Origin of the sequence: Alteromonas sp. McT4-15 (assembly GCF_020515205.1) — a bacterium.
Lineage (GTDB): Bacteria > Pseudomonadota > Gammaproteobacteria > Enterobacterales > Alteromonadaceae > Alteromonas.
Genome location: NZ_JAJALG010000009.1, coordinates 48,784 through 73,708, shown reverse-complemented (window position 1 = coordinate 73,708; position 24,925 = coordinate 48,784). Strand labels below are relative to the sequence as shown.

Sequence of the window (24,925 nt, the reverse complement as noted above, 5' to 3'; positions counted from 1 at the left end):
TAACTAAACTATACCACATGTCGTATTCGAGCTACAGATATAGGCATTAATTCATTCGTCTATATTCAATGGCTACAAGTTCAAAGGGGCATCGCAAGGTCAATTTGATAGGCTGATACAAACAAACATATCCCTTCAAATGGCCGGCGAGCGCATCACTAACCACTTAATCACACGGTGAATAATACCATGATTGAATTTACGTTAAACGGAAAAACAGTGCGCACTGATGCCGCACAGGATACCCCTCTCGTTTGGGTGATAAGAGACGAATTCGGTTTAAAAGGCACGAAATTTGGCTGTGGCGTCGCCATGTGTGGCGCCTGTACCGTTCACGTGGAAGGCAATGCCGTTCGCTCATGCTCCTATCCTGTTTCTTTGGTCAAGGGAAAAGTCGTCAATACCATTGAAAGCTTTAACAATGAACACCCTCTGCAAAAAGCATGGGTAGAAGAACAGGTGCCTCAATGTGGCTACTGTCAGTCAGGTCAAATCATGCAAGCGGCAACGCTTCTTGATAGAAACCCTAGTCCGAGTGACCAAGATATCGTGAATCATATGAGCACAAACTACTGTCGCTGTATGGCATATGTACGCATTAAAAAGGCGATTAAACGCGCTTCTACCAATACGGTAGAAATCTTTGACCCACGTGCCGCGTCTGAGGGAGAGAACGCATGAGTATAAAATCATTAAACCAAGCGAAAAAAGACAATATAAACCTTTCTCGTCGTTCGTTTATGGTGGGTACAGTAAACACAAGCTTGTTGATGGCGTTTGGCGCGTCAGCCATCCCTTCAGTTTTGTCAGCCAAAGAGGCGTTATCAAGCAAGACGTTCTCGCCCAATGTGTGGTTTGAAATGGACACTGCAGGAAATGTTGTGGTGAACATTGCCAAAGCCGAAATGGGGCAACATGTCGGTACGGCTATTGCTCGTATTTTGGCAGACGAACTGGAATGTGACTGGGACAAAGTGTCTATAGTGCATGTAGATACCGACCCCAAATGGGGCTACATGGTCACAGGAGGATCATGGTCCATTTTCCAAACGTATAAGCCTATGTCTCAGGCTGGCGCCGCTGGTCGCCAAGTGCTTATAAACGCTGGCGCAACACTGCTTGGTGTCGATCCATCAAGCTGTAAAGCACAACAAGGCTTCATTGTTTCTGGTAACCAAAAAATTAGTTACGGGGATATTGTTGCAAAAGGAAATGTGGATAAAACCTATTCCGCCGATGAATTAGGTGCACTCGCTATTAAGCCTGGCAACAAACGCCACCTCATCGGTATAGGCAACGATTATAAAGCGTTAGACATACCGCCTAAGACTAACGGTAGCGCCGTATACGGAATTGATGTTGAAGTCGAAAACATGTTGTACGCGCGCCCTATCTTGCCACCAACACGCTATGGAAGCACAGTCACCAACGTTGACGACAGCCAAGCCAAATCACTTCCGGGTTATAAGGGTTTTAAAATATTGACCGACCCTTCAGGTACTATTGAAGGATGGGTTGCCGTTCTTGCCAGCGACTATCCAACTGCCATAAAAGCGGTTGATAAAATTAAAGTAAGTTACAACGCAGGTAAGACAGTTAATATTAGCGAAGCCGATATTCAAAAAGAAGGCGAGCGCATTTGTCGCGACCGTAGTGAAGGGACGCTTTTTGTTGATGAAGGCAATATTACACAAGCACAGAAAAATGCTGCTAGCAGTATTGAAGCTATGTATACCACGGCTACAGCGAGCCACTTTCAATTAGAACCACTAAATGCCATTGCTGAATTTAAAGAAGGCAAGTGGCACATTCATACGGGCAATCAGTGGCAAAGCCTTACCCTTCCTACTGTAGCAAAAGCCGCTGAAGTGCCAGAGGCCGATGTAGTTATTCATCAGTACTATTTGGGGGGTGGTTTTGGACGTCGCTTATTTGGCGACTGGATAATTCCGGCACTATTGACTGCCAAGGCTGCAGGCCAGCCAGTGAAACTGTTGTTTATGCGCCCTGACGATACCATGTTTGATCAACCTCGCTCAGCATCAACATCACTATTTAATGCCTCATTTGATGGGTCGGGCAAATTTACAGGTATGGAGCATGCGCTAGCGGCTGGTTGGCCGACCTTGGCAATGGCGCCAGGCTTTATGCCTGACGGTGTTGATGGCAAAGGCAAGGTTGACCCATTTTCAGCATCAGGTGCCGATCACTGGTACACCATGGAGCATCACAGAGCGCGCGTTATTAACAACAAAGTCGCGCAAAACACCTTCACTCCGGGTTGGTTGCGCTCTGTCGGCCAAGGATGGATAGTTTGGGGCTTAGAGAGCTTTATCGACGAAATTGCTCATGAAACAAAACAGAACCCTGTGGACTTCCGTCTTGCTATGTTAGATGGCAAGGGTAAACAAGCAGGTAAAGCGCCAGAAAGTGTAGGCGGCGCTAAGCGACTTGCCAATACTCTTGAAATACTCAAGAAAAAAACAGCTGATGTGACGCTTGGTGACAATGAAGGTATTGGCTACAGCGTAACGGCGGGACAGGAACGAACCATGCCGGCATGGATAGCAACTGCTGCTCACGTTCACGTTGATAAGCGCTCTGGCAAAATCACATTGAAAAAACTGTGGGTAGTGGCCGATGCGGGCATTGTCGTTCATCCCGATGGTGCAATGGCACAAATGGAAGGCTCGCTGCTTTGGGGTACCAGCCTTGCACTGTTTGAGCAAAACGAAATAAAAGACGGCTATGTATCCAAGAAAAACTTGCATACCTACTTACCACTTCGTATGAACGACGTACCTGAAATGGATATTGAGTTTGTTGAGAGTGACGAGTTTCCGGTTGGGCTTGGTGAACCCGGCGTTATTGGTGTTGCGCCCGCGGTGGGTAACGCCGTATTTGATGCCGTTGGCGTACGACTTCGTCACCTGCCAATGCTGGCCTCGCATGTTACCGATGCGCTAAAAGTATAAGGAGTGTTCAATATGAAAATAGCATTTAAGTCTGGGCTAATGATAAACCTAACGAGCGTTGTGGCACTATTAGCACTGTCAGTAACAGGATGCACAAATAACACTAGCGTGACAAACGCTAGTAGCGAACCGCTGCCAAAGGATGTAGCAACAGTAACCACGGCCTATACGGCTTACAAATCACAACCGAATGCCGAGACAGCATTTGCATACCTGTTTGATGTGGCCACCAGCCCACGGTGTGTAAACTGTCATGGTGTGGTTGAAAACGGCGCACATCGCCCAACGGTTGGTGACGACCGTACGCATCACCCAATGAACATCACTTCCATTAATAATCTTAAGATGGCAGTCCAAGATGGAAAATTTGTTCAGGTAGGTGAAACTAACCCTGTTAATTGCCGTGGTTGTCACCAAGATGAAAATGCGGACGAACCAGGTCGCCCACCCGGCGCGGCAAACGACCTGATGCCTGGTTTCGTGTGGCATATGCCGCCACCCACCATGATTATTGCGCGAGACGTAACGCCCGTGCAGCTGTGCAATAACTGGTTAAATCCGCAGCTTAATTCATTTTTGGCGCAACGGGGTGGACGTAATGATATGAAAACTTTCAAAAAAGAGTTTGAACATCACGTTAAAGACGACCCACTCGTACGTTGGGCTTGGGCGCCAGGTCCAGGGCGCACGCCAGCACCGGGCACCCACGAAGATTTTGGCAATGCCATGACAGTTTGGATTGACGCAGGAGCCCCCTGCCCCAGCCAATCATAATTAAACAGTGGCCAAATAAAAACCGCGCATTTGCGCGGTTTTTAAACAATGCCGAAGCGTAATGATGATTAAAAATGATAGTGTGCACTTAATACAAATGATTCAGAACCAGGATTAATGTCGCCAAGGCCACCATTTGAAATATGGCCAATTTCAGCTTCAAGTGAAACGCGTTCATTTAATCGATAGAGGCCAGACAGCGAAGAGTAAAACTCGATAGAGTCACCTAACTCTTCTGATTCATCTACTATGCCGGCGTGAAATGCAACACGCACAGTGAAGTCTCCCTGCTGGTAAACATCTTTAGCAACACCAGCAGCAAAGTAATGCTGACCTTCGTCTGCGGTAACAAGTAACACAGTAGGGCGCAAACCGTAGTAATTTTGTAATGGTTTATGGATATAAGCAGTATGCAGGGCGTAACGATCGGCTTCGTCAAATACGTTCCATACCGCACCGCCAACTTTAAGTTCGCTGCCTTGTGGAAGTGCAGACGCGGAGAATGTCATTAAAGAAGAAACTGCTGATAGTGCAACTGCAAGTGTTTTTAGGTGTGTTTTCATAGTTATACTGTTCTTAGCAAAGTGTTGAAATAACGTTCCGTCAAATCCATTATTTTCGTCCGTTGGTGAATAATGGTAATCAAGTAACTTTTTTCAACCTAATAAACTTTGGTAACCTTATAACTTTGAAGAAATAGAAATTCGAAATTGATTTAACATCAACTAAACTTCTGAAATAAAAACAAAAGCAGCACAAAGCTTGCTTGGAAAACGTGTATGAATAGCGATAAAAATAGCGACATTGATGAAAATAAGAACAGTAAAAAAGTTTTGGTGCTTTTTGCTCACCCTGCGCAAACCCGCTCTGAAGTTAACGTTCCACTTTTTTCAGATGCACAAACTAACAAGCATGTCACCGCGGTAGACTTGTATGCCGAATATCCCGATTTCAATATTGATATAGAGCGCGAACAACAGCGGCTTATCGATCACGACATCATCATTTTTCTGTACCCATTATATTGGTACTCAACGCCGTCAATTTTAAAAGAATGGCAAGATCTCGTTCTTGAATATGGCTTTGCCTACGGACACGAAGGTACGGCACTTAAAGGTAAACAGTTTTTATGTGCTATAAGCGCTGGCGGAAAAGAAGAAGCGTATCAAACTGACGGTTTTAATCACTTCACTATCCGTCAACTTCTCCAACCACTCGAACAAATGGCAAGTATTACCCATATGACCTACCTCGCGCCTTTTGCGTTGTTTGGTTCTCGCACCGCACAGGAAGAGCATCGTATTAGCGATCACCGTAAAAAATGGACGACATTGCTTAATAGACTCGTCAAAGGCGAGCTAGATATGGAAAAAGCAATGAACATCGAAAACCTAGCCGATTTGTGCACGCAGCCAGGAGAGTAAGATGACAGGCTATTTTCTTTATGCATTTATTTATCTCGTAGCTGCTGTTATTGCCGTTCCCATCGCTAAGCGACTAGGACTTGGCTCAGTTCTAGGCTATTTAATTGCAGGTCTAATAATTGGCCCTGTATTCGGACTTGTGGGTGACGAAACTACAACCATTCAACACTTCGCCGAATTTGGTGTGGTGATGATGCTATTTTTGGTCGGTTTAGAACTTGAACCCCGGTCTTTGTGGGCCATGAAGTCAAAGCTTCTAGGCCTAGGTGGGTTACAGCTTGGACTGACTGCGGCGCTAATAACCGCCGCCGCAATTGCGCTAGGTCAGCCCTTTGGGATATCCCTGACAATAGGGCTCATTTTTGCTCTATCCTCCACCGCTATAGTACTGCAAACCTTTCAAGAAAAGGGATTACAGCAAACAGAGGGAGGCAAAAGCGCGTTTTCAGTGCTGCTGTTTCAAGATATCGCCGTCATCCCTATGCTAGCACTAATTCCGCTGCTGGCTATTCCTGAACTGGCATCGAGTGCAGCAGAGCACGGAGCTAGCGGCGAAAGCCACGATAGCTTGAGCTTAGTAGAGGGGCTTCCGCCGTGGGGCTACGGCTTAGTCATCATTGGCTCTGTCGCCTTTGTCACCGTAGGCGGTCACTACCTAAGCCGCCCCTTATTCAAATTTGTCGCTTCATCAAATTTACGTGAAATTTTCACAGCAACGGCACTGATGCTGATTATCGGTATTGCCGCACTGATGGGTTTAGTAGGCCTCTCCCCTGCCCTTGGGGCCTTCTTAGCGGGCGTTGTCCTTGCCAATAGCGAGTTTAGGCACGAGTTAGAGGCAAATATTGAGCCTTTCAAAGGACTGCTACTCGGGCTCTTTTTTATCACCGTCGGTGCAGGCATTAATTTTGGGGTACTGTCGGACAACGCAGCATTGATAGCTGGCCTTACTATTGCGGTAATGCTAGTAAAAGCCATAGTGCTATATGTGATTGCCGTTCTATTTAAGTTGCGCGATAGCAATAAATGGCTATTTACGCTTAGTTTGGCACAGGCGGGTGAATTTGGCTTTGTATTATTAAGTTTCGCATCGCAAAACTATGTACTACCCAGTGATATTATTTCTGTTCTGTCTTTGGTTGTCGCCATTTCTATGTTCTTAACCCCTGGGCTTTTCATTTTGTTCGACAAGGCCATTATGCCTCGCTATAAAGGCAGTAAAACAGAGCGTCAGCAAGACACCATAGAAGAACAAGGCTCGGTTGTCATTGCTGGTATAGGGCGCTTTGGTCAAATTATTAACCGCTTACTGGTGGCCAATGATGTAAAAACCGTGGTCCTTGATATTCGCTCAGAACAAATTGATCTCATTAGGCGTGTTGGTACAAAAGCCTATTTTGGTGATGCATCTAAGCCGGATATTTTGCACACAGCAGGTGCTCACGACGCCTCTTTATTGGTTATCGCCATCGATGATAAAGACACTGCTGCCGAAATGGTAAAATACGCCAAGCATGCCTACCCCAATGTAAAGGTACTTGCTCGCGCGTTCGACCGCGGTCACGGATATCGATTGCGTCAGCTGGGTGCTGACTATGTTGTGTCAGAAACATATCATTCAGCACTGGAGATGGGTGCAGAAGCACTGCGTTCACTGAATATTCATCCCTTTCATGTTGAACGCCAAAAAATGGCGTATAAGAATATTGAAGACCAACAAAACGATATGCTTTATCACGCGTGGATTGACGATGCCAGTGGTGAACGTATCGACAATAACTACCTTAAATTATTTATTGAACTCGAGTCGTTAATTGAAAATGCACTGAAAGCAGATTTGCATGACAAACACTCAAAAATGCGCGGTTGGACGCCACCTCCGAAAGGCTATGCTGAAAAACTTGAGCACGATGAAATGCCTGACAATAAATAAGGTAACGCACATATTTTGAGGTTTGCATATAAAAAGCTGATCGAAATCACGGCTAAACGCTATAACTGTAATTACATTATGCGTTTGCGTGTTGCTTTTCAGCAATCACACATCCCCAATACGGAGAGTTATCATGCCGCTTTTTAAGGGTAGTTTCCAAAATGCCGCATCATCCATAGGTCTTGCCATTTTTGTTCTTTGTGGCTTAAGTGCTTGTGAGGATGCACCTGCTCCACCCAAGGCCGTATCTTCAACACCGGTTACTTTGTACAAGGTGCAGCATTCAGATCAAACTATTGCTAAGTTCCCCGGTCAGGTTGAAGCGGCTGAATACTCAAACTTATCTTTTCGAGTTGGTGGAAAGCTGCAAGAACTGCTGGTCAAAGCGGGTGAAGAAGTCAAAGAAAATCAACTTATTGCGCGCTTAGACGACCGCGATGCAAAAGCACAACTTGCAACTGCTCAATCTCAATTCGATGTGACATCTGCCATGTTTAAACGCATGGAGGCATCGGTGGAAAAAGGCGCAGTAAGTCGCTCTACCTTCGATGAAGCAAAAGCCAATTTTTTATCCGCCAAAGCCAGTCTAACCAACGCAGAAGATCAGCTTAGCTATACCGAGCTTCGCGCTCCGTTTGCAGGGCTTATTGCATCTGTCCCCGTTGAAAACTACCAAGTAGTTGTGCCGCAGCAAACCATTGCTGAACTTCATATGCCAGGGGCAATTGATGTGACATTTCAATTGCCTGAACAAAAAATGCGTATGATTGACCGCTCAAGAGCAAAAGCAAACCGTAGTTCTGAAATTGCCTGGGTGACGTTCTCTGGTATGCCAGAAAAGCGCTATGGCGCGATGTACAAAGATCATGAAAGTACCACTCGCCAAGGCGAACTTAGCTATGAAGTTACTCTTACGCTACCGGAACCAGACGATATCAATGTTCTGGCGGGGATGAGTGCTACCGTCCTACTTGATATGTCAAAGCTCATCGAGTCAGACGCGAAATTGTGGTTAGTGCCTTTTGGCGCGGTGGTTACCGACAATGCTGAACCTGACAAAGCCATTGTGTGGCGCTTCAAATCAGAGGGTGATAATGGCCAAAAAGGCACTGTGGAGCCAGTTGAAGTCATGATCACGCGAGGTATCTCTAACGGCTTATTAGTTGAGGGGCCGTTAAACGATGATGACAGAATTGTCGCAGCCGGTGCCCATCTTGTAAAAGACGGACAGCAAGTTACGGAGTGGACGAAAGAAGGAGGCCTGTAGCCATGGTCGAGTATTTCTTTCGCCAAAAAGTTATTAGCTGGATGGTGGCTATCATCCTTGGACTGGGTGGCATTGTCACTTTCCTTGGCTTGGGGCAGTTAGAGTTTCCTGAATTCACCATTAGAAACGCATTGGTTATCACGCAATACCCCGGGGCAACGCCTGAGCAAGTTGAAGAAGAAGTTACCCTTCAATTAGAGAAAGCCATTCAGCGAATACCCAACGTTAAACGCGTAAGCTCGGTCAACATGGTTGGCTCCTCTCAAATAACCGTTGAACTTAAAAGCAGTGTTCAAGAAAAAGATCTAGAACAATATTGGGATAATCTACGACGAAAAATAGGTGATGCCCAAGCATCCCTCCCCCCAGGCACCAGCACATCTATCGTAAACGATGATTTTGGCGATGTATTTGGTCTGTTGATGACCCTAAGAAGCGAAGACTATACGCTGAAGCAAATGGAAGACTTTGCTGATTTAATGCAGCGAGAAATTCAGCTTGTAGAAGGGGTGAAAAAGATTTCTATTGCCGGTACGGTGAACGAGCAAATTATTGTTTCACTAGACCACGACAAGATGAAAGCTTTAAATGTATCAACCGAAGCCATCGCAGGGCTTTTGACAGCACAAAATATCGTGGGAAATGCTGGCTCTATTAAAGTTCAAGGCAAACGACTTTCTATTCAGCCCACCGGCGAATTCGACAACTTAGACGCCCTTGGTCAAGTGGTGATTGGCTCGCCCGCAAGCGGATTGATTAGGCTCACTGATATTGCCTCCATTGAGCGTACACTTAATGATACCCCCTCTATTTTGTATCACAGTGGTGGCGCACCTGCCCTTTCCATTGGTGTATCTTTTGCGTCAGCGGTCAATGTAGTAGATGTTGGTAAACGCCTTGAGGCAAAAATTGCAGAACTAGAAGCGCGCATGCCTCTTGGCATGGAATTAACGACAGTTTACAACCAACCCACTGTAGTCGAAGACTCTGTCACAGGGTTTCTCATCAACCTAGTTGAAGCTGTCGCCATTGTTATATTTGTATTGCTCTTGTTTATGGGCTGGCGAAGCGGCGTATTGATGGGGCTCATTTTGGTACTTACCATCCTAGGTACCTTTATTCTGATGTCCATAAAAGGCATTGAGCTTCAAAAAATCTCCCTTGGTGCCCTTATTATTGCGTTGGGTATGTTAGTTGATAACGCGATTGTGGTTACAGAAGGAATGCTTATTGGCGTTCGCAAGGGACAAACCAAGCTGCAAGCAGCGAAAGATGTTGTATCGCAAAACGGGCTACCCCTTTTAGGTGCAACCGTTATAGCCATCACCGCTTTTGCGCCTATAGGTCTTTCACCTGACGCCACTGGTGAATTTGTCGGATCGCTATTCTGGGTGCTTTGCTTCTCACTATTTTTAAGCTGGATAACAGCACTCACTATTACGCCTTTCTTTTTCGATTTGCTATTCAAAACTGAGAAAGAACAAGGAAGCAGTGAAGATGACGACCCTTACAAGGGGTTCATATTTACCGTTTACAAGCGTTTTTTGACGGCGGCCATTAATTTTAGGTACGTCACTATTGTCATTGTACTTCTAGCATTGGTGGGAGGTGTTGCCTCTAGCAAATTCGTTAAAAATGCCTTCTTCCCCGACTCCTCAACCCCGCTTTTCTTTGTTGATTTGTGGCTACCTGAGGGTAGCGATGTTCTTACCACTGAGCAGTCGATACGTCGTTTAGAAAACCGCGTTATGCAGATGGAAGACATTGCTAATGTTACCAGCGTAATTGGAGGTGGAGCTCAGAGACTAACCCTTACCTATGCCCCGGAAGACAGATACGCCAGTTACGGCCAGCTAATTGTTGAAACCAATACGGTTGAATCACGTGACGCGCGCATGCGTGAAATTATTGAACTCGTTAGAGAAGATTTCCCTAACGTGCAATACAAAGTAAAAGCATTACAAGTTGGACCTTCTGCCAAAGCAGCAATAGAAGCGCGCATTTATGGCCCAGAGCCAGAGGTTCTGCGGGAAATAAGCAGCGATATCGAAGCCATTTTTAACGCTGAGCAAACTATGGACAGCGTACGGCTATCTTGGAGCAACAAGGTTCCTTTCGTGGAACCCGTTTTTCTTGAAGAGCAAGCTCGCCGAATTGGTGTTACCAGAGATGCAGTTCACACGGCATTCTTACTCAACAATGAGGGACAAAGCGTTGGCTTATATCGCGAAGGCAGCGACTTAATACCCATTGTCATGCGTAACGACCCTAACCAGCGCTACGACATAGACAACCTTGCGTCGCTTAATGTGTGGAGCCAAGAACAAGGTAAATACATCAGCATGGCCGATGTAATCAGTAATGTTGACGTAAGCCTAGACAATCCCATTATTAAACGCCGAAATAGAGTAAGGATGTTAGCGGTCTATGCCGAACCTTTGCCTTTATCGGGTGAAACGGCCGCTAGCGTGCAAGCCAAAGTACGCCCATTGGTAGATAAACTAACGCTACCAGACGGTTATAGCATTGAATGGGGCGGCGAATATGAAACGTCTCGCGATGCACAACAAGCGCTTTTCGCTAGCATGCCAATTGGCATTATCGGCATGTTTATCATTACCGTATTACTGTTTGGTAAGTTGCGACAAGCACTGGCCATTTGGGGGGTTATTCCCCTTACCACCATCGGTATTATTGGCGGTTTAGTGCTTGTTGGCGCGCCATTTACCTTCATGGCTCTGTTAGGCAGTTTAAGCCTAATTGGAATGGTGCTTAAAAATGGCATCGTACTGATGGAAGAAATAAACGTGCAATCAAGGGGTGATGGTGATGCCTTTACTGCTGTTATCAACGCTTCTGTTTCACGGGTACGACCAGTGTCTATGGCAGCAATTACCACCATCTTGGGGATGATCCCGCTGTTTTCCGATGCATTCTTTGCGTCTATGGCGGTAGTAATAGTGTTTGGCTTAACGGTTGCAACGGTACTCACGCTGCTTATTTTGCCTGTGTTGCACTGCACCTTCCATGGTATTAAGGCAGACAAATAAGCGCCGATTTCAACTAAATATGTACAAGAAGGAGCACTAGCCTCGAAAAGCAAAGTGCCATACTATAAGCCAATAAAGCCAGCGTAAGCTGGCTTTTTACTGTCGCAGCCATTGACGAAAAACGTGTAGAGATAAAGGATGTGTTATCGTCACTGCAATAAATAGCAGACCAAAGCGAATTTCAGGCTATGCCTATCGCGCTTTGGCTTAACGCCGACTAGACGTTCTAAACGTTGACTTTTACGGCACACTTTTTAATAAGCAAATGTACCTCTAATTGGATAGTTATTTTTTGGGTCTCGAATCCAATTTAACCCATTTGCCAAAGCGCCAAGTTCGGGTCTGACAAATGGGTTATTAGAAATATCGACAACATGCAGGTTGCCTTGCTCGTTCACTACAAACAAGCCTGGTTCAGCAAAATTATGATCGGTTTCTTGCTCAGAACGCGGAATTGAAATGTAGACTCCTAGCGCCTTCATTTGCGCTTCTGTTAAGCCGTAGGCGACAGGGAAATTTACCGATACTTGGGTTAACTGCTGACGCATTTGCGCTTCAGAATCAGCCGACACGGCAATAATGTCAACGCCGGCCTGCGCAAACTGTTCTTTGTATTCTGCAAGCTGATTTAAATAACGTGTACACAGCGGGCAGTGACGACCGCGATATACAAAAACCGCTTGCCACGTAAAGCCTTCACGTGGTTCACCTAAGGTAACTTGGTTACCTTCGCTATCTGTTACTTCAATAGACGGAAATGCATCACCTGCATTTAATTTAACTGACATTTGTTTTCTCCACTGGTCTTAGCATCTATACTCTAGAGTCAGGTCTTTAGTGGCACAAAACAATCAGTGTTTTTTTAGTAACTCCCCATAGAAAAACATAAACAGCTGAATATATTAAATTTTTTAATTAATCATTTTTTCTATCATTTCCATTGGACACTCTACTACACTGCTCAAAGTTAACGGCGAGTACATTCTTATTGATCCTGTTTTCAGTGAACGCGCCTCGCCTGTGCAGTGGATGGGACCAAAGCGATTTCATGCATCGCCCATTAGTGTAGAGGCTCTGCCCGAGTTGGCGGCGGTTATTATTAGTCATGATCACTACGACCACTTAGATAAGGTCAGCATAGACATCCTTAAACACAAAACGAGACAGTTTGTTATGCCACTTAAAGTTGGAAATCACTTGCGAGACTGGGGCGTAAAGAACAGTAAAATAATCGAGTTGGACTGGTGGCAAAAAACAAAATTGAGTGGCATCGAGATAGTGGCAACGCCGTCTCAGCACTTCTCTGGACGCGGTTTGTCTGATAGGGATGAAACACTTTGGGCTAGTTGGGTAATCCGTAGTACCACCACGAACGTGTTTTATAGCGGAGATTCTGGTTATTTTGATGGATTCAAAGACATTGGTGATAAGTATGGGCCATTTAATTTATCGCTCATTGAAACCGGAGCATACAACGAGCTGTGGTCAGATATTCATATGCTTCCGCGCCAGAGCCTTAAAGCCCATATCGATGTGCAAGCCAACGTAATGATGCCAGTACATAACAGTACGTTTGACTTGGCTTTGCACAATTGGAATGAACCTCTGATTAAAATAACAGCCCTTGCTGAAAAGCAACGAGTGCCTGTGAGTACGCCAATTTTTGGTGAGATTATTCCGATCGCAAACGCAGCCCAAGCACCTAACAAAGTATGGTGGGAAGAATAAAAGTAGGAGTCCTCCTACTTCTTCATAAGGAGTTTTTCGATTTCTTTTGGAGCCAAGGGTTTTGAAAACAGAAACCCTTGTGCATATTCAACGTTTAAGTGCTTACAATAATTAGATTGCTCCTGAGTCTCAATGCCTTCTGCCACAATATTGAGTTCAAGTTTGTGGCCCATATTTATAATTGCTTCTAACAAAGCACCATCGTAAGGGTCCTCAGGGGCATGCTTTAAAAAAGAGCGATCAATTTTTAGATGGCTAATCGGGAATTGCCTAAGATAACTGAGTGAAGAATAACCCACACCAAAATCATCAATGGCAATTTCTACTCCCTTGGCTCTTAGCGCTCTTAACCCTTCAAGCACACGATAATCTGATTGAATGAGTATATTTTCGGTCAACTCTATTCCCAAATTGCTGGGTAAAAGTTCGAACCTACGTATCGTAGACTCAAAATATGAAAAGAAATTCGGTTGAATTAACTCCTTTCCCGAAATATTGATGTCTACCCGCAACGTAATCCCCTTTTCTTTCCAAGCCTTAACCTGCTTACATGCTTGTTCTAACACCCACTGACCAATTTTGACGATAAGATCAGTACGCTCGGCAATGCCTATGAAAATATTTGGAGGAGTGCTTCGACTCGCGTCGGCAGGACACCAGCGCAGTAATGCTTCACATGCCGCAATGTGCTGATCACGCAAATCAAACTGCGGTTGATATACCAACATAAATTCATCTTTCTTTAACGACTCGTGAAGTTGTGCCGTGATAGTCCGTTGCCGATTAACCTTTTCAAATAGCTCAGCACTAAAGAGTTGAAATTGATTGCGCCCTTCTGCCTTTGCTTGGTACATGGCAACATCCGCTTTTTTCAATAGATCATCAGGTTTGCTCCCGTCTTGGGGATAGTGACTTACGCCAGTACTTACCGTCATGTGCGCATTTTCAGAACCCAGTTCAAAAGTACAGCCAAAACAGTCAGTAAGTTTTGAAGCTATGCGCGCAACCTCATCGTGTGAAAGATCGTTATTTAGCACTATCACAAATTCATCGCCGCCAAACCGAGTTAACTTTCCATCATTGCTTAAACATTTTTCAAGGCGCTTAGCAACGCTTCGCAACAACTCATCCCCCCAGGTGTGGCCCAAGGTATCATTGACCTCTTTAAACATATCAAGGTCTATGAAAAGAACTGCAAATTGGCTGTTATTACTTTTGGCCTCGGCAATTCTTGACTGTAACTCGGTGTAAAGGAAACGTCTGTTTGGCAGCCCAGTGAGCAAATCGGTAGACGCCATTCTCTCAAGTTCTTGTAGTGCGTTATTTTCTTTAGACAAGTCTACATCAATACAGAACATTTCTGGGTTGTCGGTTTCTTCCTTCAGCATCACATGAGAGGAAAAGACATGAACTAACGAACCATCTTTTCGTTTCAATTGAAGTCGTTCTGAGGGAATAGCTACTCCGTCTTGCAGCCATTGTTGATGTAACGCTATGACCGCTTCCTTCATTTCAGCAGGAATAATGAGGTCTTCTAGTTTTCTACCTATAGCGTCTTGCCTTGAATAACCGTAAATGTCTTCACTAGAATGATTCCAATAAATTACCCGCCTTTCCTTGTCATAGCCCTGTACTGATATTTTGGGCAGCGCATTGATAAGATCAAGGAACCGCTGTTCCCCTTCATCGTACAAACTAGTGAATTGATTATCACTTCCTGGTTCAAGATTCATAGCACTCCTTCGCACTTGTAAACACATCACAAGCGTTTCTGGCAACCACTCTATACCAAGTATAGATTCAGTTTTCTAAACTGCTCAAGTAATCGACTGCACAAACTGTCAGTGGTACGAAAAAGCAGTGTATGTTTGCAAACAAATTCCCCTGTAATCAGGGACATTTTTCAAAAAATAAACTACTTTTAAGTAAACAGTAATCCGTAAGGCACGTGGTTGTGATTGCGCCTGGTTGTAATTTTAATCAACTCATACAAACATTTATAGAATCGAGTAAGGACGGCTACGCCATTTTTTGTCCTGACGATAAACTCCTATACGCCAACTATGTATTCTTGGACATATTCTGCGCAACAAACTGCAATGTTGAATACTGGAGCTTTGAGCAACTTGTTCGCCATGCATACGGCCAAAAGCGCGGTATAAATATTGAAACCGACCACATAGAGAGCTGGCTTGAATATGTAAGAAGTGTGAGACGAAAACGCCCACACCGCATGTTTGAGGTCGACTTAGTCAATGGACGCTGGATGCTTTTTTCAGAACAGCTTCTCGATTCAGGCGAGTTGCTGGTACAAGCGAAAGACATTTCAAAACAGAAAGTGACGGAAAGTACACTACAACGCTCCTTAGTTCAGCTTAAGAAACTTGCGCTTACCGATGAGCTCACCCAATTAGCTAACCGCCGCTCTTTCGTAGATGCCGTTGAAACTGAGCTAGCACGCGTTAAGCGAAACCAAGCGTCGGCCACAATGTTAGTCATAGACCTAGACCATTTTAAGTGTATTAATGATACTTACGGTCACCTAGCAGGCGATCATGTGCTAAAGCACACTGCTGCCATTTTGCGTCAATCTATCCGTCAGTACGATATTGTGGGTAGATTGGGCGGGGAAGAATTTGCGGTGTTTATGTCTGAGGCGGACCTTAACGTGGCCTTTGAAGTTGCTGAGCGCATTCGCAGTTCACTAGCACAAAGTGTGACCGAGGTAGACGGCAACAGCATTAGCGTTACAGCATCTATTGGTATCTGCACTAAACTTAAGCCCGACAGTTTTGAGACGCTATTTACCGAAGCAGATGAAGCGCTGTACAAAGCAAAATCAGATGGAAGAAATCGCACTGCTGTTTTTAATACTCTTAACCGCACCACATGAGTAAGGAAAGCCCACAACGGCACTGTTCAAAATACTTGCTCTTGGCTTCAAACGGCTTATACGTTCTTATTTAAAAATAAAATACCCTATGCGTTGCGCAATTTCATTTAAACATGCAACCTGTTAAAAAAGAACAATTTGGAGCCGTTATGGCAAACGAAAAAAACGGTTATGACCTTGTGTTGTATGGCGCAACCTCTTTTGTTGGGCAAATTATTTGTGAGTACCTTGCCGCTTATAAGGATGAACAAGTAACGTGGGCGATGGCAGGTCGCAGTGAACAAAAACTCATTGAAGTGAAGCAAAGAGTTGGTATAGACGTGCCCCATGTTGTCGTTAACGCTGACGATGAAGATGGTTTACGCGCTATGTGCGAACAAACCAAGGTAGTGCTCACCACGGTGGGCCCCTATGCGCTCTATGGCGAGAGCGTTGTAAAAGCGTGCGTAAACACAGGCACTGCTTATTGCGACTTAACTGGCGAACCTCAGTGGATAAAACGCATGGTGGACAAGTACCAAAGTGCGGCACAACAAAGTGGAGCCCGGCTGGTTAACTGCACAGGCTTTGATTCTATTCCCTCTGATTTAGGCGTCTATCACCTACAAAGGTTGGCCATCGAGAAGACAGGCAAACCAGCTACACAAATAAAAATGCGTGTGCACCGAATACGTGGTGGAGCGTCAGGCGGAACAGTTGCAAGCTTGCTTAACGTTTTAAAAGAAGCAAAAAAAGATCCCGGCTTACGTAAAGCTTTAGTGAACCCTTATGTACTTTGTCCTGAGGGGCATCCGTATTCAGTGCGGCAGAAAAATCACAAAAGTGCAGAGTATGACGATGAGTTAAATATGTGGACCATGCCATTTGTGATGGCATCTATCAACGAACGTGTTGTTCACCGCAGTAATGCTCTATTAGGGAATATGTACGGTGAAAACTTCAGATACGACGAGGCCATGTCTGCCAAAAACAAGAGTATTGCCAAAAAGACGACACTTGGCCTAGGTGCATTTATGGTGGCGGCGAATATATCGCCATTAAGAATACTTCTCGAAAAATTTGTGTTACCCAAACCGGGAGAAGGACCAAGTAAAGAAGAGCAGCTTAATGGAATTTATGATATGCGCTTTTATGGCACGCTTGCCAACGGTGAAAAGATTGAAGTTAAAGTCTTGGGCGATAGAGATCCGGGGTATGGCTCTACGGCCAAAATGATTACACAAGCAGGACTTTGCCTTGCAAATGATAGTGTGGACACACAGGGCGGATTTTGGACGCCTGCATCACTGCTTAACGACAAGTTAATCAAGCGGCTTGCCGAGCACGCTGGCGTAATAGTTGAAGAAGTGAGTAGTCAGTAAATTACTAACGCAAAATAGTCTTTGACCTTTTATAAATAACAGTCTATTACGTTTTTTTACTCTCTTATATTGGTACCTTAATGAATAGTCTATTGCCATCATCGTTTGTCGAATTACTCTCCTTGCTGATGCGCGAACCCAGTGTAGTTGGTGCAGAGCACACCTTCTTTCGAGTATTGCAACGAGAGTTGGAAGAACGCGGTGCAAAGGTAACATGGTACGAAGGCCTGCTAGTTGCTCAAGGAAGCGACCCTCACAGTATCATGCTTTCAGCCCATATCGACCGCCACGGACTTATTTGTACAGGTCCTAACGAATTTCAATATGCTGCATTTGTTGCCGGAGCACGCTCGGACTTACTCGGAAATTCTGTTAGTGAACAGCTAATGAAAAAAATTGAAGGGCGATTTGTCAATGCTCCCGTGTTTGCCTATGAGCCTTGGACAGGCGCATACCGCGGCCGAGGGCATATCAAGGGCTCTGAGATCTGCGAATTTCGAAACAATCTTATTTTTGAACTTGAAGGCCTTGAACATGTGGTAGCAGGCACCCCCATAGCCATGGTAGACAAGCTCAAAGTAACCGAAGACGCGCTTGTGGGCCAGCTCGATAATGTCCTATCGGCAGCAGTAATGATCTATTTATTTGAACTCGGCTTTACGGGCACCGCGTTTTTTACAGCTCAGGAAGAGGCCGGAAAAAGCTGGCGCTACCTGCTTGAGTGGTTTCGACGATTTGGTGGCTCAACCAATCAGTTATTTGTGCTAGACACCAGCCCTATGCCAGATTTTGCAGCAGCTTCTGCACATCATTTGGTGCTACGCCACGAAGACGCAAACGCAAAATTCAATGAAGCGCTAACTGCCAAGCTTGCTACAACGTGTGAAACGCTGGGTTATCGCTATTTATACAAGGACGACTACGTTCGAGAATTAAATAAAGAGCGCATTGCCAACAGTGAAAGTGAACATTCACTAGGCTCAACCGAATTAGGTCGAATCGTCGCCGCATCACAGGGGCTGGTAGATGGCACCACGTTGCAAGTACCAAGTTCAGGATATCACACCATGCAAGAGACTGCTCCACAAGCGTCTGTTAAAGCGTTTATCGACGTTCTATGTGAATTATCAAACATTAATGCACCACAAACACAGGTGTAAGTGCGATAAAACACGATATTTGCGGCGTTATTCACTGTAACAATTTAGCATGCGACAATTTTTGTCGCATGCGGTCTCTATGCTATGGTGAAGTTATAATTGCAAAAGCCAGTTCGCCACAATGAGTGCATTTCAACGCAAGCTCGACATTCTTCAATTTGTGCCTTCTGCGCCTAGAAAGGTTTCTACCCGACAAATTTTTGAAAATCTACAAAACTGCGGTCATCACAATATCGATATGCGCACGGTGCAGCGGGACTTAGTCAGCCTAGAAAACATTGGGCTATTTGGGTTAGACGTTGATAAGCGTTCAAAACCCTACGGCTGGTTTATAAACGCGAATTTTAAGAAACTCAATTTAAGCTTAATGGACGGCAATACTGCGCTTGCGTTTAAGGTGCTTGAAAAGTCAGGTGCCACACTGCCAAATTCCACGTTAAAAGAAATGCAGCCTTACTTTGCAAAAGCCAGCCAAGTCTTAGACCAAAATAGTGATTCTTTACTTACACATTGGCTCAGATCGGTAGCCGATTCGCAAGTTTCTCAGCCGCTCATTCCCCCCGAAATAGATGCAGCGTCGTTCGAACGGTTAAAAAGTGCAATCTTTTTTAAAAAACAAATCTCTGCCGATATTAAGCGTATTTTTAGCGGCGGCAATGAAATGGTTTGGAAGCACTACGACCGAGTTAACCCTATGGGACTGGTTAAACAAGATGGTCGACAACTTTTTGTATGTACTTTTGGTTCGCTGCACAAAAGACGCTATGCGTTGCCGTTACAATTTGTTAGAAACGTTACCGTTACCGATGAAGACTGCCAACAAGCATTTGGTGAGCTAGAAAGTGTTCAAACGTTGTCGGCTAACAAAAAAGAAGACATTGAGCTTAAGTTATTGGTTAAAAATAACGCGTTATTTTTGCTTCACGGCTATAAACTCAGTGATGATCAAGTAATAACCTCATCTCTTCAATTAGATAAATCCGTATTGACCGCGACGGTGAAAGACACCAACAAACTGCGCGCCTTTTTAAGAGGCTTGGGCGATAACATCGAGGTCATCGCCCCTCAAAAACTGCGGCAGTATTTTATTAAACTTTCTGAAAGGTTGTACTTCGCTTATCAAGAAGAAGCCGTGCAAAATAAATCGTTGTTCTCTGACTAATTTAAATCCCTACCCTGCAACCTCACAAAAGCAGGTATATCCAAATACGCAGCGTCCTTTTTGGATGATGCTGGAACAGATGCTTGCTTCATAGGTATCACATTTTTCTCTTCTTCAAAGCTTTGTTCAATTGAAGGCACACCCGTGGCGATAACTAAGACTTCACCAAAATGTGGTAGTTCTGGCGATAACGTTACGCCAGTAATGATCAGAGTTTGAGGGCCATTAACTAAAGATTGGAGGGTCGCTAGCATTTCTTCATACATTGCTAAGCTGGGCTCTTCTTTGCACGTTAGCTGCGCAATAACGCCTTGCGCCCCTATTATACTCTGTTTGTCGACTAATGGGTTTTCTAAGGCGTGCTTTAATGCTGCGCTTAATGAACTGTCATCTTCAGCAATACCCACGCCTAGCGCAGTATCTCCCTCAAGAGAGAGAATATGACTGAAGTCATTGATATCGACGTTGATATAACCCGTGTTTGTAAGCATTACGATAATGGCTTCGACAATTTTATGCATTTGAATGTCACAATGACGAAATGCAGAAAGAAGCCCAACGGTTTCATCTAGTGCAGAAAGTAATGAATCATTAGACATAACTAGCGTAGCATTTGCTTTGCTTCGTATTGTCTCAAGCGCGTTTCTAGCAATGTCATCTCGCTTGCCTCCCTCAGCCTTGAAAGGGAGCGTAACAAAACACATCACATCGATGTCGCTCTCTTTGGCTAATTCAATAAGAATTGGCGTTGCACCGCTTCCCGTGCCGCCTCCCAGGCCTGCGATAATGATAATAAGGTCAGCATCTTTAATTAACGTCGCTAAGGCATCTTTGCTCTGAATGGCGGCGTCGCTTGCGACATCTGGGTTAGCCCCAGCTCCATACCCTTTTGTTGTCGCCTCCCCTATCAATAACACTTCATGATTTGAGCATCGATGCAACGCAGCGACATCGGTGTTAACAGAGCTAAATCTAATATTGTCATGCGCACAAAGGCTGGCCATGTTGTTCACTGCATTACCGCCACAGCCGCCTACACCAATAACGTGAATATTAATTTGTTCAGTTTGAATGTTTTGCATGTGCTTACTTTCGAAAGTTTACGTTTGGCAAGCATGAAACAACTATACGGCAAAAAGTGACGCATAGAATTGTCAACCGTATGCAAGGTTAAGATGCAGTTACTTCAAAACTAAACGACTCCTTGTCATGAGCGTCTTTGCTGTTCAACACAATGTAGAGCGAATTGCTGTTTACGAAGCTATTTTCTTGGTCAACTCGTTATGAAACTGGACTAGTGCTAAGGCGACGATTTATGAAAATTTTGAAAAGGAATAGATGGTGCGTCTACCCTGATTCGAACAGGGGACCTCTACCATGTCAAGGTAGCGCTCTAACCAACTGAGCTATAGACGCATAATCGACGTTGCTAAGTGCAGAAGAATGTCTCAACAACGGCGCGTATAATACTTAGGCTTCGGCTTGCCTGCAAGAAAAAGTTAACCTTCGACAGGTTAAGTGACTAATAAGTCAGCAATGTTTGAAATATAGACTCAAAATTTAGTCGAGTTAACAAAAGGCCTGCCCACCTTTACACCTGTTTAAAAGGCAATGGCTTAATATTATTGACTAACGAACCGTCAGCCACTGAATTCATAAAATATTCCCCTAGCCTATCAGTTTCTTTCAACACAGTCTGCCAGTACTTAATGCGTGTATTGGCATCGAGTACTTCAAAATCCTTTCTGTCGGGAATTTTACTATAGGGCAAATTCGCGACAAACGTACTTGAGGGCACAAGCATCACTACATTGTCATAGCTAGAACGATGAGGCACACGACCTTTCAGCCCTTTGTCGAACCATCCGGGAATGGGCTTATTGTAAAAATGTGGATATAACACTAGCCCTTTGTCAGGCCCAAACGACAGATCAAAATGATAATCAATAATACCGCCATCGCGATACATACCTCGCGGTGCCCCTTCTATGTTTGTTACGCCTTCAATAACCACAGGAATAGAGCCAGATGCCAGTAATGCATCGTGAATATTACCTTGAGTCAGTTCGTGATATTGCGTAGGTAAGTGGTAGGGATCATTAATAGTAAAGTCACTACCTGGCGTAGAAAAAACATAGCGCGTATACAGACGGGACAAGTTCTTGCGGCTAACTGTATTTGCTGCCGCACTCATTGCCAAACCAGAAAGCTGCCTAAACTTACTTTCAAACCGGGTTGCGCCTAAGCATTTTGCTACGATAAGGTGTGCTTTAAAACGCTCATTCGACAGCACTTGTTGCTTTCCCTCTTCGTCTACCATGACTTTTAGTAAGTCGATCGCTTTTTCGGTTATTTCTTTGGGTGTAGGCTTGTCGCTGCTATAGGTTGTTGTAGAATAAGATTCTGCCAATCGATTAATTGCTGCAAGCGGGTCATCTTGCACGGCGCAAATAGTTCTAAATGCCCCTGCGGACGACCCGATAACGTGGATTTGGTGCGATACATTGGCAAACCATTCTGGAAATAAAACGCGGTCAAGGCCTGCTAAAGAAAACCATTTTGGGCCACCCGATGCCCCTAGAAAATAACTAAACAGTTCGGGGGTAAAACCATTTTTGAGAATAGTTTCACGTGCAGTTTGCCCTGCATACACTTCAAGAGGAGCCACTCAATATCCTTAATTAACGATTTCGTGGCAATTTAACAGTTAAACACGCAAAAGTAACCCTTACACAATCTATCACCAAGCTTGTCAGACCACGTAATTAAAGGCACAGGCCCATATTTTATGACATCAACTTATCTATCACTTTTAGAAATATTTGATACTCAGAATCAGTGATGCTAGCTAGCTTTTCTTCCTGCCACCTAATTACATTGGGCAATATCTTTAAATACACGTTCTGCCCTGTTGTCGACAAACTCACGTTAACCGCACGACCATCAGATGTGTCTTGACGCTTATCAATCAAACGGTGACGCTCCATTTGCTGCAGGGCACGGGTTACTGTCACTTTGTCAAGGCGAGTGGCTTTTACAAGTTGCTTAGCTGTCATACTAACGATGCTGTCTTTCTTGCTTTCTTTATTGCTTACTTCACTATGCAAAGTTCCTAGCGTTGCCATAATGCGCCATTGCGGCATAGTAAGGTCATAAGGGGCATACACTGAATATAAGGATTCACTTAGATGTCCAGAGAGCATCGCCACCCTGTAAGCCAGCATTTCATCGAGTGTCACCACATTCTCCTACTAAAACCAGTTAGATTGATTAGCTATTCTATTATCAGCAGTAATAACACCCCTGCCGTCGCAAATGCACTAACCTGTAAATTATGAGTGTAAACTTAATAAAACAATTCTTGCACTCGCCTATGAAGCACTCATGCTGTTCACAATTGATTTACACGTTGATTAGCACTAGCCTACTCAAACTAGTTTCATTTGCAACTAGTTTGATATTCACTGTTTTTACCTTTTTATTATTGGAATGGGTTTATGGAAAACGTCACATATTTGTCTGGGTTTAATAACGAGCACGAAACAGAAGCGTTGCCGGGCGCTTTACCCAAAGGGCAATTTAGTCCACAAAAGGTTAACTATAAACTCTATGCAGAACAATTCAGCAGTACTGCATTTACAGCACCACGCGCGCACAACCGCCGAAGCTGGACATACCGCTTGCGACCTTCCATTGCCATGGGTGACTTTACTCCAGTGGGTAACGGCCTTATTCGCACTGCACCGCAAACCGGTATTCCCTGCCCACCTAACGTTTTGCGTTGGGATCCTGTGCCACTTCCAGATAAAAAAACTGACTTCGTAGAAGGCCTGGTAACGGTCGCAACCAATGGCGATGCGCAAGCGCAAACTGGCATGGGAATACATTGTTACGCTGCTAATGCGCCAATGGACAACAAAGTTTTTTACTCATCAGACGGTGAAATGCTATTTGTTCCCCAACACGGAGATATGCTCGTGACCACAGAGTTTGGTAAGTTGTCAGTATCGCCTGGGGAAATTCTTGTTATTCCTAGAGGTGTACGCTTTGCTATTACCCCTACAAGTAACGCTATTCGCGGATATATTTGTGAAAACTATGGTCATCCTTTTGTGCTGCCAGAGCGCGGCCCAGTTGGCGCAAACGGCTATGCAAACCAGCGCGATTTTCAATACCCAACAGCGTGGTTTGAGGATAATGAAACACCACATGTCATGGTTAATAAGTTTTGCGGCAACCTGTTTGAAGCAATACTTGGGCACTCTCCGTTTGATGTTGTCGCGTGGGTAGGTAATTCTGCACCGTACAAGTACGATTTATCGTTGTTCAATGTGATGAACACGGTCAGTTTTGACCATCCCGACCCTTCCATATTTACCGTTTTAACATCACCATCCGATCTAGAAGGCACCGCAAACGTCGATTTTGTCATATTCCCACCACGTTGGATGGTCGCAGACAACACCTTTCGTCCTCCCTATTACCATCGCAATATTATGAGTGAGTTTATGGGGCTTATTGAAGGTACATATGACGCAAAGGAGCATGGATTTGTGCCTGGCGGAATGAGTTTACACAATTGCATGACGCCTCACGGACCGGAAGCTGAAGTATTTGAAAAGGCGTCTAACGCTGAACTCAAGCCGCAGCGTTACGAAAATACACTGGCCTTTATGTTTGAGTCACGTTACGCCATCGCTCCTACTGAGTTTGCCTTAAACTCAGAGATACGCCAGCGTAACTATTTATCATGCTGGGATGGATTGAAAAAGTACTACGACGGTAAAAAGTAATTAGAGCGTGTTGACCTTTGCCGTACGTTTTTGCAGCAAAGTGTTTAGCATTTAGACAAGAAAGTGTACACGTCGTGTAGCCATCTACATAAGTGTGCGCAGACGCAGTATAAATGCTAAACAATTGCTGCCTGAAAGGTTCATCCGGTGTGTATATGCTTGTGCACTGCCTAATTGCGCTGTACGTTTTTATGAACACATAGAAACAGTAGACAAAAACAATATAAACATTCAAAAACAATAACATACTAGAAATTGGCGTGCTTAAAATAAACTCACATAGATAAAGCGAAAACAAATCGTTACACCTAGGCTTTCCAAGCCACTGTACTTGTATATCGGTATGCTATTGCCTGCATTTTTACCTCGCGCTTACAATCCACTCACAATTACAAAATCAGTATT

The 24,925-nt window shown here is 44.5% G+C and carries 19 protein-coding genes and 1 tRNA gene; 13 read left to right on the top strand and 7 right to left on the bottom strand.

All coding sequences use genetic code 11. From position 1 onward, the window contains the following. Window positions 1-189 precede the first annotated feature (189 nt). The 3 genes from LHL20_RS09220 to LHL20_RS09210 are packed head-to-tail and all read left to right on the top strand — an operon-like array spanning window position 190 to window position 3,749. Window positions 190-681, top strand: coding sequence for a (2Fe-2S)-binding protein (locus tag LHL20_RS09220; protein WP_159625210.1), 492 nt, complete (start codon window positions 190-192; stop codon window positions 679-681). Next, window positions 678-2,975, top strand: a complete 2,298-nt coding sequence (locus LHL20_RS09215; protein WP_226433083.1) for a xanthine dehydrogenase family protein molybdopterin-binding subunit — start codon at window positions 678-680, stop codon at window positions 2,973-2,975. The genes LHL20_RS09220 and LHL20_RS09215 overlap by 4 nt, the downstream gene beginning before the upstream one ends. 12 nt (window positions 2,976-2,987) lie before the next feature. Further along, window positions 2,988-3,749 (top strand): hypothetical protein, encoded by a 762-nt coding sequence (locus LHL20_RS09210; RefSeq protein WP_226433082.1) that lies wholly within the window; start codon window positions 2,988-2,990, stop codon window positions 3,747-3,749. A 68-nt stretch (window positions 3,750-3,817) separates the two neighbouring features. Here the strand turns inward: LHL20_RS09210 and LHL20_RS09205 are convergent, their stop codons facing one another. Continuing rightward, the gene (locus LHL20_RS09205) at window positions 3,818-4,312 is read right to left on the bottom strand and encodes an acyloxyacyl hydrolase (RefSeq protein WP_226433081.1); all 495 of its coding nucleotides are present in this window, start codon (window positions 4,310-4,312) and stop codon (window positions 3,818-3,820) included. Between the two features lie 216 nt (window positions 4,313-4,528). On the opposite strand from LHL20_RS09205, the gene LHL20_RS09200 reads away from it, so the two are divergent. The 4 genes from LHL20_RS09200 to LHL20_RS09185 all read left to right on the top strand — a co-directional run bounded on the left by LHL20_RS09200 (window position 4,529) and on the right by LHL20_RS09185 (window position 11,423). Continuing rightward, complete coding sequence (locus LHL20_RS09200; protein ID WP_226433080.1) at window positions 4,529-5,173, top strand: NAD(P)H-dependent oxidoreductase; 645 nt, start codon at window positions 4,529-4,531, stop codon at window positions 5,171-5,173. Window position 5,174: 1 nt separating this feature from the next. After that, complete coding sequence (locus LHL20_RS09195) at window positions 5,175-7,106, top strand: monovalent cation:proton antiporter-2 (CPA2) family protein (RefSeq protein ID WP_226433079.1); 1,932 nt, start codon at window positions 5,175-5,177, stop codon at window positions 7,104-7,106. A gap of 133 nt (window positions 7,107-7,239) precedes the next feature. After that, window positions 7,240-8,373 (top strand): efflux RND transporter periplasmic adaptor subunit, encoded by a 1,134-nt coding sequence (locus tag LHL20_RS09190; protein WP_226433078.1) that lies wholly within the window; start codon window positions 7,240-7,242, stop codon window positions 8,371-8,373. A 2-nt stretch (window positions 8,374-8,375) separates the two neighbouring features. Further along, on the top strand, window positions 8,376-11,423 hold the full coding sequence (locus tag LHL20_RS09185; RefSeq protein ID WP_226433077.1) for an efflux RND transporter permease subunit: 3,048 nt from the start codon (window positions 8,376-8,378) through the stop codon (window positions 11,421-11,423). Window positions 11,424-11,677: 254 nt separating this feature from the next. Here LHL20_RS09185 and LHL20_RS09180 read toward each other — a convergent pair whose 3' ends face one another. Next, window positions 11,678-12,211: a peroxiredoxin family protein gene (locus LHL20_RS09180; protein WP_226433076.1), complete on the bottom strand. Its 534-nt coding sequence runs from the start codon at window positions 12,209-12,211 to the stop codon at window positions 11,678-11,680. Window positions 12,212-12,341: 130 nt separating this feature from the next. Here LHL20_RS09180 and LHL20_RS09175 point away from each other — a divergent pair, with 130 nt between their 5' ends. Further along, window positions 12,342-13,151, top strand: coding sequence for an MBL fold metallo-hydrolase (locus tag LHL20_RS09175; protein WP_319003221.1), 810 nt, complete (start codon window positions 12,342-12,344; stop codon window positions 13,149-13,151). Between the two features lie 14 nt (window positions 13,152-13,165). Here the strand turns inward: LHL20_RS09175 and LHL20_RS09170 are convergent, their stop codons facing one another. After that, window positions 13,166-14,884 (bottom strand): putative bifunctional diguanylate cyclase/phosphodiesterase, encoded by a 1,719-nt coding sequence (locus tag LHL20_RS09170; protein ID WP_226433075.1) that lies wholly within the window; start codon window positions 14,882-14,884, stop codon window positions 13,166-13,168. A 221-nt stretch (window positions 14,885-15,105) separates the two neighbouring features. On the opposite strand from LHL20_RS09170, the gene LHL20_RS09165 reads away from it, so the two are divergent. From LHL20_RS09165 to LHL20_RS09150, 4 genes are all read left to right on the top strand, one after another. Beyond that, window positions 15,106-16,044: a GGDEF domain-containing protein gene (locus tag LHL20_RS09165; protein ID WP_226433074.1), complete on the top strand. Its 939-nt coding sequence runs from the start codon at window positions 15,106-15,108 to the stop codon at window positions 16,042-16,044. 149 nt (window positions 16,045-16,193) lie between these two features. Further along, window positions 16,194-17,405: a saccharopine dehydrogenase family protein gene (locus LHL20_RS09160; RefSeq protein ID WP_226433073.1), complete on the top strand. Its 1,212-nt coding sequence runs from the start codon at window positions 16,194-16,196 to the stop codon at window positions 17,403-17,405. Between the two features lie 80 nt (window positions 17,406-17,485). Then, window positions 17,486-18,565, top strand: coding sequence for a peptidase M42 (locus tag LHL20_RS09155; protein ID WP_226433072.1), 1,080 nt, complete (start codon window positions 17,486-17,488; stop codon window positions 18,563-18,565). Window positions 18,566-18,686: 121 nt separating this feature from the next. Then, entirely contained in the window at window positions 18,687-19,727 is a 1,041-nt protein-coding gene (locus LHL20_RS09150; RefSeq protein WP_226433071.1) for a helix-turn-helix transcriptional regulator, read from the top strand. Here LHL20_RS09150 and LHL20_RS09145 read toward each other — a convergent pair. The 4 genes from LHL20_RS09145 to LHL20_RS09130 form a co-directional block, all read right to left on the bottom strand. After that, a complete protein-coding gene (locus LHL20_RS09145; RefSeq protein WP_226433070.1) occupies window positions 19,724-20,809 on the bottom strand; it encodes a cell division protein FtsZ in 1,086 nt (361 codons plus the stop codon). The two genes, LHL20_RS09150 and LHL20_RS09145, sit on opposite strands and share 4 nt — an antisense overlap. A 257-nt stretch (window positions 20,810-21,066) precedes the next feature. Continuing rightward, window positions 21,067-21,143, bottom strand: a tRNA-Val gene (locus LHL20_RS09140). Between the two features lie 175 nt (window positions 21,144-21,318). Beyond that, entirely contained in the window at window positions 21,319-22,395 is a 1,077-nt protein-coding gene (locus LHL20_RS09135; RefSeq protein WP_226433069.1) for a patatin-like phospholipase family protein, read from the bottom strand. 118 nt (window positions 22,396-22,513) lie between these two features. Beyond that, window positions 22,514-22,966, bottom strand: a complete 453-nt coding sequence (locus LHL20_RS09130; RefSeq protein WP_159625242.1) for a MarR family winged helix-turn-helix transcriptional regulator — start codon at window positions 22,964-22,966, stop codon at window positions 22,514-22,516. Window positions 22,967-23,224: 258 nt separating this feature from the next. Here LHL20_RS09130 and hmgA point away from each other — a divergent pair, with 258 nt between their 5' ends. Next, on the top strand, window positions 23,225-24,520 hold the full coding sequence (gene hmgA / locus LHL20_RS09125) for a homogentisate 1,2-dioxygenase (RefSeq protein ID WP_226433068.1): 1,296 nt from the start codon (window positions 23,225-23,227) through the stop codon (window positions 24,518-24,520). Window positions 24,521-24,925: the final 405 nt, after the last annotated feature.

Bases quoted from the DNA above. Each gene is read 5' to 3' on its own strand.
- LHL20_RS09220 (WP_159625210.1), top strand. From the start codon at position 190: ATGATTGAATTTACGTTAAACGGAAAAACAGTGCGCACTGATGCCGCA.
- LHL20_RS09215 (WP_226433083.1), top strand. From the start codon at position 678: ATGAGTATAAAATCATTAAACCAAGCGAAAAAAGACAATATAAACCTT.
- LHL20_RS09210 (WP_226433082.1), top strand. From the start codon at position 2,988: ATGAAAATAGCATTTAAGTCTGGGCTAATGATAAACCTAACGAGCGTT.
- LHL20_RS09205 (WP_226433081.1), bottom strand. From the start codon at position 4,312: ATGAAAACACACCTAAAAACACTTGCAGTTGCACTATCAGCAGTTTCT.
- LHL20_RS09200 (WP_226433080.1), top strand. From the start codon at position 4,529: ATGAATAGCGATAAAAATAGCGACATTGATGAAAATAAGAACAGTAAA.
- LHL20_RS09195 (WP_226433079.1), top strand. From the start codon at position 5,175: ATGACAGGCTATTTTCTTTATGCATTTATTTATCTCGTAGCTGCTGTT.
- LHL20_RS09190 (WP_226433078.1), top strand. From the start codon at position 7,240: ATGCCGCTTTTTAAGGGTAGTTTCCAAAATGCCGCATCATCCATAGGT.
- LHL20_RS09185 (WP_226433077.1), top strand. From the start codon at position 8,376: ATGGTCGAGTATTTCTTTCGCCAAAAAGTTATTAGCTGGATGGTGGCT.
- LHL20_RS09180 (WP_226433076.1), bottom strand. From the start codon at position 12,211: ATGTCAGTTAAATTAAATGCAGGTGATGCATTTCCGTCTATTGAAGTA.
- LHL20_RS09170 (WP_226433075.1), bottom strand. From the start codon at position 14,884: ATGAATCTTGAACCAGGAAGTGATAATCAATTCACTAGTTTGTACGAT.
- LHL20_RS09160 (WP_226433073.1), top strand. From the start codon at position 16,194: ATGGCAAACGAAAAAAACGGTTATGACCTTGTGTTGTATGGCGCAACC.
- LHL20_RS09155 (WP_226433072.1), top strand. From the start codon at position 17,486: ATGAATAGTCTATTGCCATCATCGTTTGTCGAATTACTCTCCTTGCTG.
- LHL20_RS09150 (WP_226433071.1), top strand. From the start codon at position 18,687: ATGAGTGCATTTCAACGCAAGCTCGACATTCTTCAATTTGTGCCTTCT.
- LHL20_RS09145 (WP_226433070.1), bottom strand. From the start codon at position 20,809: ATGCAAAACATTCAAACTGAACAAATTAATATTCACGTTATTGGTGTA.
- hmgA (WP_226433068.1), top strand. From the start codon at position 23,225: ATGGAAAACGTCACATATTTGTCTGGGTTTAATAACGAGCACGAAACA.